The following is a 13,266-nucleotide window of genomic DNA, read 5'->3' as shown; positions in this document are numbered from 1 at the left end:
CGAACGTTGTCGCAGTTCTACCTATTGTTTCCATGGCGTCCATCTGGTGGTCGTCAGGTCCTGCTGAGGTCCGCCGCGGGGTCTCCCGGCGCGGCCGACGCGTCCGCCGCGGGCGGCGCGGACGGCGCGGCGCCGACCGGCGGGTCGCCCCGGCGCAGCATCCGCCACAGCAGCGCGGCCGACACCAGTCCCCCGGCGCCGAGGCAGAACGGGGCGATCGACGCCGCCCCCGCGTCCACGGCCAGCAGGACCGTCAGGACCAGCAGCCCGACCAGGCTCTCCACGCCGCGGATGACGAACACCGTCCGGGACCGCTTGCGGGCGGTGGCCAGGCTCGCCAGCGGCAGCGTGCAGGCGAAGCACACCGCGTACACGCCCCAGCCGACCGTGGCCAGGCCGTCGACGTCGAACGAGCCGCCGGTCACCACCGGCCCCAGCCAGTCCGCCAGCAGGATCCCGGCCAGGCTCATCACCAGCGCGATCCCCGCCATCAGCGCGCACGCCCGCACCGCCTGCCGGGCCCGCATGGGACGGCCCTCGCGTTCGGCCTTGGCGAAGTCGCCCAGCAGGAACCAGCCCGCGCCGTTGACGAACGTCAGCGCCGGGGCCAGCAGCAGCCGGGCCGCCTCCACCGCCGCCAGCGCGGCCGTGGACGCGAACCCGGCGATCATGAGCCGGGCGACCAGCAGCGCGGTCGGCCGGATGCCCGCCTGGATCGACCGCCACCACGCGAACGCGGCGATCTCGCGGAACGCGGTGCCGCGCAGCGGCGCCCGGGCGTACTCCTCGCGCGGCAGCCGCACCCAGGCCAGCAGGATCGAGGCGGCACAGCCCACGCACATCGCGCCGAGCAGCAGCTCCAGCGACGCCTCGCCCGTCAGCGTCTGCCACCCGCCCAGCACGCCCAGCGTGACGAGCAGGTAGCTGCAGTCGTTCAGCGCCAGGCGCCAGAACTCCATCCGCGCGGTGAAGATCCGGCGGCCGGTCTCGTTCAGCAGCCACAGCGCGACCAGCAGCGCGAACAGCGCCGTGCCCGCCGCGCCCGCCAGTCCCATCACCAGCGAGATCACCGCGCCGACGACCGCGCCCGCCGCCACGGTGCCCGCCACCGACAGCAGCAGCGCGCCGCGCACCCGCGGGTCGAACCGGTCGTAGACGGTCAAGGTGTCGCCCACCCACGCCGTCTGCACCGCGGTGATCATGACGAGGACGGCGACGAACAGCGCGTACCCGCCGTAGCCGTCGGCGCCCAGGCCGCGGGCGGCCAGCGCCTGCACGACCAGGCTGCCGCCCGCGGTGACGAACTGGACCGTGACCGCGCCGCCCGCCGACGACAGCAGCCGCCCGAGCTTGCGCGCGACCCGGCTCTTGGGGACCCGGCTCACCTGTCGAGGTCGTAGCGCATCAAGGTGGACTCGTTCTTCCGCGGACGGGCGTCCTTGGCCAGGTCGTCCAGGGAGAACGTGTCCTCGGCGGTGCGGCTCGGGTCTCCGGAGCCGTTCCAGCGGTCGCGCGGCCGCTCGGCCGGCTTCGTCCGGTCGATGTCGGCGGCGCCGTCGCCGGGCTTGCCCGCGGAGGACGACGCCGACGGCCCGGACGGCGCGGACGCACCATTGCGGGACATGCGTCCACCCGGCGGGGACCCCGCCGGGGACGCGTCACGCGACGACGGGCGACCGGCGTCCGAGCCGGGGTTGCCGTGCCGCCCCGGGCGCGCCGGACGGCGGCCGTCGCCCCGGCCGCCCACCGGCCGTCCGTTGCGCGAGCCGTTCATCTCGGCCCGGCCGGTCGGGGGAAGCGGCGGCACCGGGCCCTTGGCCGCGTCGTCGGACCACGCCCGGCCGGGCCGTTCGACCGCCGGGTCCGCCGGAGCGGACCGGCCGCGGCGCGGACGCGGCGGCTCGGGCGCGGCGGGCGGCGCGACCGCCTGCTCGCCGTGGTCGGCCGGGCCCGCCGCCGGGACGGGCGCCGTGCGCCGCCGGGCGCGCGGCGAGGCGGCCCGCAGGAACGACACCACGCACGCCACGATCAGGCCGACGGCCAGCCCGATGACGGCGTTGCGCGGCAGCTTGCTCGGCTCGGCCGCGTTCGGGTCGGCGGTGTCGACGAACTGCACGCCGTCGTTGGTGTTGGCGCGGGCCGACAGCACGCCGCTCTCGTCGGTCTGCAGCTTGGTCAGCCGGGTGGCCAGCAGCCGGTAGTTGCGGCTGCCGACGGCCGTGGCCTCCATCTGCTGGGTGACCTGCTGCTGGGTCTGCTGGATGGACTTCAGCTGCTCGTCGAGCTTGGCGATGTTGGTGGAGACCGTCACCTCCTGGTAGGCGTCCACCACCGCGTTGGCGAACATCGCCGCCTCGCGCATGTCGGACCCCTTGGCCTCGACCAGCACCACGCCGCCGTCGGCCTTGCTGGAGGTGGACACCCGGCCGCGCAGCTGCGCGCTGGTCATGGCCGGGCCGCCCTTGCGCTTGATGATCTCGGTCGCCTTGGTCAGCACGGGCGTGGACCCGGCGAACGCGGCGCGCTGGGCGGTGTAGGTGGCGAAGCCCTGCCCCGAGACCACGCCCATGCGCAGCACGTTGTTCTTGTTGGTGGGGTCGGTGACCGCGAAACGGGCGGTGGCCGTGGCGCCGCCCAGCAGCAGCTGCGTGGCCGCCGCCGAGACCAGCACGGACACGAGCACGATGATGAGCGACATCGTCCGGAAGCGCCACACCGCCTCGACAAGACTGATCTCCGGCGTGGCCGGGACGGAGGCCGGAACGGGAGTCTGTGCTGTCATCGGCTGCTCTGGGTCCTCGTGGGATCGGATGGGGGGACGTCTGATGCGGGCGCGGATGCGGCGGCGGATCCGGGCGAGGTCAGGGCGCGTACGGCGGCGCGCAGCTCGCGATGGTAGCGGTCCTCGCCGAAGCGGTGGGCGGCGTCGGCGCGGGCCCGCTTGGCCATGGCCAGGGCGCCGTCCCAGTCCTCCAGCAGGCGGGCGATGCCGTCGGCGAGGGCGGCCGGGTCGTCGGGGGGCACCAGCACGCCGTTGTCGCCGTCGCTGACGATCTCGACCAGACCCTGGGTGGCGCTGGCCACCACGGGCCGTCCGGCCAGCATCGCCTCGACCGCGACGTTGCCGAACGGCTCGACCCGGGACGGCACGACCGCCACGTCGGCGGCGGCGAACGAGTCCCACACCGAGGGACGGAAACCGGCGAACTCCACCGCCCCGTCGTCACCGGCCAGGGTCCGCAGCTCCTCCTCGAACCACTCGTAGCCGGGGAAGACGTTGCCGACGAGGGTCAGCGTCACGTCGTGGCCGCGCTCGCGCAGCAGCCGGACGGCGCGCACCGCCACGTCCGACCCCTTGCGCGGCGACAGCCGTCCGACCAGCGTGACCCGCACCGGCGCGTCCAGGACGGGCCGCGGCTCGGTGACCTGGGCCGGGTCGGGCTCGGCCACGCCGTTGTAGATGATGCGGGCCCGGCGGCCGACCGGCCCGAGCGCCGCCGCGCTCGCCCGGCTGTTGACGACCACCGACCGGGCCAGCCGCAGCGGCATCGCCAGCGCCGCGCGCACCGGGCGGGGCACGCCCTCCTCGGCCTCGTGCACGTGGCACAGCGCCGGGACGCGGGCGAGCCGGGCCGCCACCAGCCACAGCGGGATGGTGACGGTGTTGACGTACAGGGCGGCGGCGCGGTCGCGGCGCAGCAGCCGCACGGCGCGCGGCAGCGCCCGCACCGACGCGGCCGCCAGCCGCAGGATGCCGACCGGCGACATGTACGCCTTGCGCAGGACGGGGACGGGCAGCACGACGACCTCGGCGCCCGCGTCCCGCAGCGGACCCGACAGCGGCCCGTCGGCGGGCAGGGTCACCACCACGCGCCGTTCGGCCGCCAGCGCCCGGACCGACTCGACGAGCATGCGGTCCGAACCGTAGAGATCGGGCGACGGGTGCGCCAGCACCACAACGGATCTCTCGTCACCCTCGTCCACGGCCCCCTCCTTCCGGCGCCGGTGCACCCGGCAACCGTTGTCGCGCCACCCACAGATTAACCGGGCTTTACTTACAGGACGCGCGAGATGTCCGCTCGCCTTACGCTGGCCTGATCAGACATTGCGGTTCTACGACCGCGGCTGGATCTCGGTTCAACAAGGTAATGCTCAGGCAGGGGGTCAAGGGTGCGCATCGCCATGGTGGGGACTCGCGGAGTTCCGGCGCGCTACGGCGGCTTCGAGACCGCGGTGGAGGAGATCGGGCGTCGCTTGGCCGCCTCCGGCCACCAGGTGACGGTGTACTGCCGGGGCGAACGGCATCCTGAGCGGGAGTATCTGGGCATGCGGCTGGTGCACCTGCCCGCGGTGCGCGCCAAGGTCGCCGAGACGCTCAGCCACACGGCGCTGTCGGTGCTGCACGCCTCGACCCGGCGGATCGTGCGCCGCGGCCCCGACGTGGCGCTGGTGTTCAACGCCGCCAACGCGCCGATGCTGCCGATGTTGCGGGCGCTGCGCGTCCCGGTGGCCACGCACGTCGACGGGCTGGAGTGGAAGCGCACCAAGTGGAGCGGCTCCGGGCAGCGCTACTACCGCACCGCCGAGAGCCTGGCGGTGCGCTGGTCGGACGCGCTGATCGCCGACGCCCGCGGCATCGAGGACTACTACCGGGAGCGCTTCGGCGCCTCGTCGGTGTTCATCCCCTACGGCGCGCCGATCCTCACCGAGCCCGACAACGCCAAGCTGGCCGAGGCGGGCTACGAGCCGGGCGGGTTCCACCTGGTCGTGGCCCGGTTCGAGCCGGAGAACCACGTGCATCTCGCCGTCGACGGCTACCGGCGCAGCAAGGCCAAGCATCCCTTGGTGGTGGTGGGTTCGGCGCCCTACTCCGACGCCTACACCGCGCAGGTGAAGGAGCTGGCCGGGGACGACCCGCGCATCACGTTCCTCGGCGGCGTCTGGGACCAGGATCTCCTCGACGCCCTGTACGCGGGCGCGCTCACCTACATCCACGGGCACTCGGTGGGCGGCACCAACCCGTCGCTGCTGCGGGCGATGGGCGCCGGCGCCTCGGTCGTGGCGTTCGACGTCAACTTCAACCGCGAGGTGCTGGGCGAGGAGGCCGGCCGGTTCTTCACCGACCCGCAGGACCTGGCCGCCGAGATCGAGGCCGCCGAGAACGACCCGGGCGCGGCCGCCGACCGGGGCGCGGCGGCGCGCAAGCGGGCCTCCGAGCACTACGTGTGGGACGACGTGGCCGCCGCGTACGAGCGGCTCTGCGAGGACCTGCTCGCACGCCGGCTGACCCGCAAGACGATCCGCGGTAAGTGACCCCGCCGTGGCCGCTCCCGGTCACGTGAGCGGGCCGTCAGCGGTCACGTGAACGGGCCGCGCGCCGAGGGGCGACCCCCGGTGCGCGGCCCGTCGTCGTTCATACGGCCCGTTCATACGGCCCGTCAGGCGGTGCGCGTCACCTCGTCACCGCGTTGGACGCGGCGCTGGTCACGACGTTGCCGAGCGGGTCCTTCACGCGGATCTTGTAGGTGTGCTCGCCCTTCGGCGCCTTGGTGTCGGTGAAGGACAGGGAGGGCTTGGTCCAGAACGTGGACGCCTTGCTCACCGTGCCGACGGGGGTGGTGCCGTTGTCCCGCAGCACCTCGTAGGTGAGGTTGTTGTTGTCCATGTCCCAGGTGGCCTGCCAGGACACCTTGACGCCGCTCACGCCCGCGACGGCCTTGGGCGCGGCGAGCTCGGCCTTCACCGGGCCGGACTTGTTGGGCGCCTTGGCCTTGACCGCGAACCGCACCAGCCCCTGCTGCGCGACGCCGTTGACGCGCGGGAACTCACCGCCCATGGCGACGTACTCGGAGTTGCCCGTCACCGCCCACGCCGCCTGGGACTGGCCGGTGAACGTCCCCGCCGTGAGCGTCGGGAACCAGTGCAGCAGGCTCGGCACCGGCTGCCTGCGGTAGTTGCTGTTGGAGCCGGGAGGCGCCTGGTCCTTGCCGGTGGCGTAGGTCGTCTCGGCCAGGGCGCGGTGCCACGTCGACGGGGTCGTCTCGGGGAACGCCCCCAGGGACGAGCAGTCGTGCGCGTGCGACACGCTGTAGAGCGACTTGCCCTGGGCGAACACGCCGTACGAGGCGCCGTAGCAGTTGTCCAGCCACACCAGCTCGCCGTCGGCCGCCTTGGCGGCGAACCGGCCGTCGAACCAGTGCATCCCCTCGCCGTTGGCCGAGCCGTACACGGTGTCGCCCGACACGAACAGGTCGGTGACGTAGGAGAACCGGCTGCCCTGGCGCGTGGGGATGGGACGGCTGGTCCAGGTGGCCGTCGCGCCGGTGGTGGCGTTGACCGCGCCGATGCCGACCTTGGCCGCCCCGTTGATCTTCTGGAAGCGGCCGCCGATGAGGACGCGGGTGTTGCCCGGCGCCATCGCCATGGCGAACACCTCGTCGTCGTCCGCGGTCGGACGCCAGGCGTCGACCAGCGAGCCGTCCGACGCCTTCACCGCGGCCAGCCGCGTGCGGGACTTGCCGTTGACGTTGAAGAAGTTGCCGCCGAAGTAGACGGTCGAGTTGGTCGCGGCGATGGCGCGGACCTTGTTGGACACCTTGGGCGCGAAGCCGGCCACGAGCTTGCCGGTGGCGGTGTCGAACGCCGCCAGCCGCGACCGCGGCTGCCCGTCCACGGTGGTGAACTCGCCGCCCACGTAGACGCGCTTGCCGTCGGGCGAGCGGACGATCCGCAGGCCCTGGCCGTTGAGCGAGTGCTTGAAGGTGGTGACCAGGTTCCCGGTGCGGATGTCGAACGCCAGGATGTTCTGCGCGTTGACCTCCTTGCTGCTGCCGGCGGCGGTGCCCGGCGGGCGCGCCTTGGTGAACTTCCCGGTCGCGTAGACGGTGTTCCCGACCGTCGTCATGCTCCACACGACGCCGTTGACCTGCCAGGTCGGCAACGGGTCCACGCTGACCGTGGCCGGTGTTCCCGAGGGCGGCGCGGTGTCGGCCGCCGCGGGCACGGCGGACGCGCCGAGCAGGACGGTCGAGGCCGCGACGGCGGTGGCGGCGGCACGACGACGTCGAAGCGAAGGACTTGTCACGAGTCAGTTCCCTTGCCAAGTGGCCCCTGTGACCCCTGCGGTCACTTCGATCCGCAGATCGTAGTGCGGTCCCGCGGGGGACACGGCGGCAACGTACGAAATTGTCACCATGTCAGGAGGTGACGTGCCGATATGACGATCTGTCAGGCGGCCGCCCTCACTCCGCGGCCTGCGCGGTGAAGTCGTCCACCGACAGGACGATCGGGGCGTTGGTCGCGCTGCCCGCGAGCTGGGAGCGCAGGCCGACGCCGCCGGGCGTCTGCAGCCCGTCGGTGGAGTCGGTGCCGGTCACCTGCCAGTCCGGCTCGGCGGCGCCGTCCGCCCACACCTTGGCGCTCAGCGTGGTCGGGGCGGAGCCCGTCACCCGCAGGCGCAGCCGCAGCGGGGTGTTCGGCGCGTACGTCAGGCCGGGGATGGTCTGCTCGGCGCCGATGACGGTCTCGCTGTTGCTGGAGTTGGTGCGGCTGATCTGCAGCGAGACGACCCCGGACGGCCGCAGCCGGACACGCGCCCGGTAGTCGCCCGCGCCGGAGACGCGACGCCCGGCCAGCCAGACGTAGACGCCGTTGCCGGTGCCCTCCTTGTCGACCGACAGCTTGACCGTGGCGTCGGTGCCGGCGGCCGACACGTTGTTCAGGTAGGCGCCCATCGACGTGCCGGCGGTGGCGAGCGTCATCCGCCCGGCGCCGCCGCTCACCGACAGGCCGCTGACCGTGCCGACGCCCGACCAGGGGCCGCCGGTGTCGGCGGTGCCGAAGCCGCCGCTGCCGACGGTGCGGTCGAAGGCGTCCGAGGCGACCGTCTGCGAACGGACGGTGACGGTGCGCAGGGTCTCCCCGGTGGCGCCGTCGTCGTCGGTGACGGTGAGCTTGACGGTGTGCTCGCCGGGGGTGGTGAAGGTGTGCGAGGCGTTGGCGCCGGTGCCGGTCTTCCCGTCGCCGAAGTCCCAGGCGTACTGGGCGATCGTCCCGTCGGAGTCGCTGGAGCCGGTGGCGTCGAACGTGCAGGTCATCCACTGGCAGTCGGCGGTGAACGCGGCCGTGGGCGGCTTGTTGGGCACGACCGTGCCGAGGCCGACGCCGTGGTGCAGGGCGACCTGCTGGGCGGTCAGCGCCCGCGGGTACACCGCCACCTCGTCGAGGGTGCCGGCGAGGAAGTTGCTCGTCGGCCGGTTCGGCCAGGAGCCGAGGTTGTCCCCGCCGACGCGCCAGTAACCGGAGATCTTCTCGCCGTTCTTGGCGCCGGCGTCGGCGCCGACCTGCGTGCCGTCCACGTACAGCCGGATGCCGGCGGACGAGTCGAGCGTGCCGACGATGTGGTGCCAGCGCCCGTCGTTGAGCCCGGCGCCGCTCTGGATCGTCACGACGGACGTCGCCGGCTTGACGCCGAACACGACGCGGCCGTCGTTGGTCATGTACAGGTGCCGGTCGTAGGCCGTGCTGGTGCCGCTGTTGCGGTTGCCGTAGCCGATGATCTTGCCGCCGGAGGTGCTGGTGGTCTTGACCCACGCCTCCAGGCTGAAGTCAGCGGGCGCGGGCACGGCGGCCGTGCTGGACGTGCCGGTGGACGTGCCGTTGAACGTCATCGCCTTGTCGGTGTCGTTCTTGATGGCCCCGGCCTGGCCGCGCGTGACCCCGGACTGGAGCGTCAGGTCGTACGGGCCGGCGTGGTCGTAGGCGGGGCCGCTGCCGCCGTCGCCCAGGCGCCAGTGGTCGGCCGCCCCGTCGTCGGCGATCGCCTTGGCGTACGCGCTGGGCGTCGCGGACACACCCGTCACCGCGTTGGACGCGGCGCTGGTGACGGCGTTGCCGAACGGGTCCTTCACCCGGACCTTGTAGGTGTGCGACCCGGAAGGCGGGGCGGGGTCGGTGAACGCCGCGTTCGGCATGTTCCAGAACGTGGACGCCTTGGTGACGCGGCCGATCGGCGTGGTGTCGTCGTCGCGCAGCACCTCGTAGGTGAGGTTGTTGTTGTCCATGTCCCAGGTCGTCTTCCAGGACACGCGGATGCGCCCGTCGGGCAGCGCGGTCGCCTGGGGCGTGCCGAGGTCGGCGTCCTCGGGGCCCGCCTTGTTGGGGGCCTTGTCCTTGACGGCGAACCGCACGAGCCCCTGCTGCGCGACGCCGTTGACGCGCGGGAACTCACCGCCCATGGCGACGTACTCGGAGTTGCCCGTCACCGCCCACGCCGCCTGGTACTGGCCGGTGAACGAACCCATCGCCAACGTCGGGAACCAGTGCAGCAGGCTCGGCACGGGCTGGCCGGAGTAGTTGCTGCCCGCCCCGGGGGCAGCCTGGTCGGTGCCGGTGGGGTAGCTGGTCTCGGCCAGCGCGCGGTGCCACGTCGTCGGGCTGGTCTCGGGGAACGCCCCCAGCGAGGAGCAGTCGTGCGCGTGCGAAACGCTGTAGACCGACTGGCCCTGGGCGAAGATGCCGTAGGTGGCGCCGTAGCAGTTGTCGAGCCACACCAGGTCGCCGGTTTCGGCCTTGGCGGCGAAGCGGCCGTCGAACCAGTGCCACCCCTCGCCGTTGGCCGAGGCGAACACCGTGTCCCCCGACACGTACAGGTCGGTCACGTACGAGTAGTTGCTGCCCGACCGCGTGGGGATCGGGCGGCTGCTCCAGGGGGCGGAGGCGCCGGTCGTGGCGTCCACGGCGCCGATGCCGACCTGCGTCGCGCCGTTCAGCGTCTGGAAGCGGCCGCCGATGAGGACGCGGGCGTCGCCGGGCGCCATCGCCATGGCGAACACCTCGTCGTCGTCCGCGGTCGGACGCCAGGTGTCGATGTTCGAGCCGTCCGACGCCTTCACCGCGGCCAGCCGCGTGCGCGACTTGCCGTTGACGTTGAAGAAGTTGCCGCCGAAGTAGACGGTCGAGTCGGTCGCGGCGATGGCGCGGACCTTGGACGACACCGTCGGCGCGAAGTCGGGCACCAGGTCGCCGGTGGCGGTGTCGAACGCCGCCAGCCGCGACCGCGGCTGCCCGTCCACCGTGGTGAACTCGCCGCCCACGTACACGCGCTTGCCGTCCGGGGACGCGACGATGCGCAGCCCCTGGCCGTTCAGCGAGTGCCGGAACGAGGTCACCAGGTCGCCGGTGCGGATGTCGAACGCCACGATGTTCTGAGCGTCGACCTCCTGCGAGCTTCCGGCCGCCGTGCCCGGGGGACGCGCCTTGGCGAAGTTGCCCGTCGCGTAGACGGTGTTGCCGACCGTCGTCATGCTCCACACCACGCCGTCCACCTGCCAGGTGGGCAACGGATCCACGCTCACCGTCGGGGGCGTGCCCGCGGGCGGCGCCGTGTCGGCGGCCGCCGGAACGCCGGCAACGGTCGTCGACGCGAGGACCCCCGCAGTCGCGACGGCCGCAACGCGGCGCAGGAGACTTCTCATTGGACGCAACCCCTAGTCGTTCTGCCCCGTGGCACTGCCGGCTTCGAAACCCCGTCAGTTGCCATAAGTCGGCTGTTCATCATTGCCGCTCTTTTACACTGTTGGCCAGTCCAGGGGATCTGCTCCGCCTCCAGCACGCCCCGCTCCACTGGCCGGCGTCCGTGCACCCCCCGATCCGCGATGCCCGAGGAGATAGCCGCATGCCCCGTTCGGTTTCGCGTCCGTCCCGGCCGATCCGGCAGGCACGCCGCGTGGCCGGTTCCGGCCTGACGCTCACCCTGGCGTTCGCGCTGGCCGTGACCGGATGCTCCGGCGACGAGAAGAAGGCCGACAAGCCCGGCCCGCCGCCGCCCGCGCCCAGCCAGCAGTCCGAGTCGGAGGCCAACGCCGCGCCCGGCGCGCAGAGCATGCGCCTGTCGCAGGGCCTGCGCAAGCCGGTGACGTACGACGACAAGATCACCGTGCAGGTCACCGGAATCCGCAAGGTGCGCAACCAGAACAAGGGTCCGGGCGAGATGACCGGCCGCACCCTGACCATCTTCACGCTGCGCTTCACCAACGGCTCGCCGCGCCCGCTGGACCTCAACCAGGTGCGGGTCGTGGCGCGCTACGGGGCGAAGGGCACGCAGGCGAGCCCGACCTCCTACGCCAACCTCAACGACTTCTACGGGACGGTGGCGCCGGGCAGGACCAGGTCGGCGTCCTACGCCTTCGACCTGCCCAGCTCCGGCTACGGGAAGGTCGTGCTGGGCGTGAAGTTCAGCGAGACGCACAAGGTCGCCCTGTTTACGGGCGCCATAGAAACCTGACCAGGCCGTAATGGTCGCCTTCCGGTAGCGGTCACACCCGCCTCGACTGTCACGCCGACCGGCTAGGGTTCGCGCTATGACCGGCAGCAGCACCCGCAGGACGTGGATCATCAGGGCGGCCGCCCTGCCGGCGGTCGCCGCCGTGGCCGTCCTCGGCTGGCTGGTGCCGCGCGGCGAACAGCCCGCCGGGACGGTCGCGAGCACCGCCGGCGCCGCCCAGGTCGGCAGCACCCGCTACCCGGCGCCCGACGGCGCCCTGTACGTGGCGCCGTCCGGGCGCGACTCGGCGTCCGGCGAGCGCGACGCGCCGCTGCGCACCGTCGGCGCGGCCATCCGCCGGGCGCGTTCGGGCGGCACCGTCGTGCTGCGCGGCGGCACCTACCACGAGTCGGTCACCATCCCCGCCGGCAAGAAGCTGACCCTCCAGGCCTATCCGGGCGAGGCGGTCTGGTTCGACGGCAGCTCCCCCGTGTCCGGTTGGGTCAAGCGCAACGGCGTGTGGGCCGTCGACGGCTGGACGGCCAGGTTCGACTCCACCCCGGGCTACACCAAGGGCGCCGCCCCCAGCAGCGACGACGACTTCCGCTTCGTCGACCCCGGCCACCCCATGGCCGCCCACCCCGACCAGGTGTGGATCGACGGCGTCGCGCAACGGCAGGTCGAGTCGCGCGCCAAGGTCAAGAGCGGCACGTTCTACGTCGACGAGGGCGCGCGGCGCCTGTACGTCGGCACCGACCCGCGCGGCCGGGCCGTGCGCGCCAGCACCCTCGCCGAGGCCATCACCGTGCGCGGCGCCGGGTCCACGCTGCGCGGCATGGGCGTGCGCCGCTACGCCACCTCCATCCCCCAGATCGGCATGGTGAAGGTCGTGGCGCCCGACGTCACCGTCGAGAACGTGGCGGTCACCGACTCGGCCACCACCGGCCTGAGCGTGCTGGCCGCGCACGCCCGCGTCCGCCGCGTCACCGCGACCCGCAACGGCATGCTCGGGGTGCACGCCAACCACGCCGACGACCTGCGGCTGGAGGCGGTCCGCGCGGCCTCCAACAACACCGAGCACTTCAAGCCGTCCCCGGTGGCCGGCGGCGTCAAGATCACCCGCTCCCGCAAGGTGGCGCTGGTCGGCGGCGCCGCCGTCGGCAACCGCGGCAAGGGCCTGTGGCTGGACGAGTCGGTGTACGACATCACGATCACCGGCAACCGCATCGCCCGCAACAGCGACCACGGCATCTCCATCGAACTGAGCGCCAAGGCGGTCGTGGCCGACAACGTCGTCCTCGGCAACGGCGGCGACGGGCTGCGGCTCAACGACAGCGGCGACGCGCAGATCTGGAACAACACGCTGACCGGGAACGGCCGCACCGTCCACCTGGTGCAGGACCGCCGGCGCGCCACCGACCTGTCCACACCCGGCCACGACCCGCGGCAGAAGCTGCCCGACCCGACCGTGCCGTGGCTGGTGCAGAACATCACCCTGAGCAACAACGTCCTCGCCGACGCCCGCGCGGGCGCGCCGTGCCTGCTGTGCGTGCAGGACCACTCCGAACGCCCGCGCAGCGCCGAACAGATGCGCATCACCGCCAACGGCAACGTCTACGTCCGCCCCGGCCGCGGCAGCCCCTTCTTCACGATCGTCTGGCAGCGCGCGGGCAACGCCGCCACCTACGCGACCCTCGACGCCTTCCGAGCCCAGACCGGCCAGGAGAAGAAGGGCCTCGCCCTCGACGACCCCAACGCCGCCGCCCCCGACGGACGGCTCGCCCCGAAGTCGGCCGGACGCGCCCGTCCCACCCCCCTCGCCCTGCCGAGCCGCATAGCCAAGCTCGTCAACCGTCCCGCCGGCACCCGCCACACCGGCGCCTGGACCCTGTCCACCCCCAACTGACCGCGCCCCCGCACGTCCCGCAGCGGCCGCAAGCCGTGCCGTGACCCGTCGTGTAGCCGGTCACGGTCGTCCGGGGGCGAGGGTGGATATGCGGCGG

At 72.9% G+C, this 13,266-nt stretch carries 8 protein-coding genes; 3 read left to right on the top strand and 5 right to left on the bottom strand.

The annotated features are described in order from the left end of the window. Positions 1 to 53: 53 nt before the first annotated feature. Genes ABZ801_RS37210 through ABZ801_RS37200 form a run of 3 tightly spaced genes read right to left on the bottom strand, consistent with a single transcriptional unit; the run spans position 54 to position 3,984 of the window. Entirely contained in the window at positions 54 to 1,385 is a 1,332-nt protein-coding gene (locus ABZ801_RS37210) for a hypothetical protein (RefSeq protein ID WP_360707503.1), read from the bottom strand. After that, positions 1,382 to 2,782 carry a hypothetical protein gene (locus tag ABZ801_RS37205; RefSeq protein WP_360707500.1) on the bottom strand — a complete coding sequence of 467 codons (1,401 nt, stop codon included), beginning with the start codon at positions 2,780 to 2,782 and terminating at the stop codon, positions 1,382 to 1,384. Before ABZ801_RS37205 ends, ABZ801_RS37210 begins: the two co-directional genes overlap by 4 nt. Next, a complete protein-coding gene (locus ABZ801_RS37200; RefSeq protein ID WP_360707498.1) occupies positions 2,779 to 3,984 on the bottom strand; it encodes a glycosyltransferase family 4 protein in 1,206 nt (401 codons plus the stop codon). The genes ABZ801_RS37205 and ABZ801_RS37200 overlap by 4 nt, the downstream gene beginning before the upstream one ends. Before the next feature lie 198 nt (positions 3,985 to 4,182). Here ABZ801_RS37200 and ABZ801_RS37195 point away from each other — a divergent pair, with 198 nt between their 5' ends. Then, complete coding sequence (locus tag ABZ801_RS37195; protein ID WP_344954959.1) at positions 4,183 to 5,313, top strand: DUF1972 domain-containing protein; 1,131 nt, start codon at positions 4,183 to 4,185, stop codon at positions 5,311 to 5,313. Between the two features lie 139 nt (positions 5,314 to 5,452). Here ABZ801_RS37195 and ABZ801_RS37190 read toward each other — a convergent pair whose 3' ends face one another. Both ABZ801_RS37190 and ABZ801_RS37185 read right to left on the bottom strand, forming a co-directional pair. Then, positions 5,453 to 7,084, bottom strand: coding sequence for a hypothetical protein (locus ABZ801_RS37190; RefSeq protein ID WP_360707494.1), 1,632 nt, complete (start codon positions 7,082 to 7,084; stop codon positions 5,453 to 5,455). A gap of 157 nt (positions 7,085 to 7,241) precedes the next feature. Further along, complete coding sequence (locus ABZ801_RS37185) at positions 7,242 to 10,349, bottom strand: LamG-like jellyroll fold domain-containing protein (RefSeq protein ID WP_360707491.1); 3,108 nt, start codon at positions 10,347 to 10,349, stop codon at positions 7,242 to 7,244. A 326-nt stretch (positions 10,350 to 10,675) separates the two neighbouring features. Here ABZ801_RS37185 and ABZ801_RS37180 point away from each other — a divergent pair, with 326 nt between their 5' ends. Next, positions 10,676 to 11,284, top strand: a complete 609-nt coding sequence (locus tag ABZ801_RS37180; RefSeq protein WP_360707488.1) for a hypothetical protein — start codon at positions 10,676 to 10,678, stop codon at positions 11,282 to 11,284. Positions 11,285 to 11,360: 76 nt separating this feature from the next. Then, positions 11,361 to 13,169 (top strand): right-handed parallel beta-helix repeat-containing protein, encoded by a 1,809-nt coding sequence (locus ABZ801_RS37175; RefSeq protein ID WP_360707485.1) that lies wholly within the window; start codon positions 11,361 to 11,363, stop codon positions 13,167 to 13,169. The last annotated feature ends 97 nt before the right edge of the window (positions 13,170 to 13,266 follow it).

Source organism: Actinomadura sp. NPDC047616, assembly GCF_040642915.1.
Lineage (GTDB): Bacteria > Actinomycetota > Actinomycetes > Streptosporangiales > Streptosporangiaceae > Spirillospora > Spirillospora miaoliensis.
The sequence above is the reverse complement of the archived record's forward strand: the minus strand, read 5'-3'. Positions and strand labels throughout refer to the sequence as shown.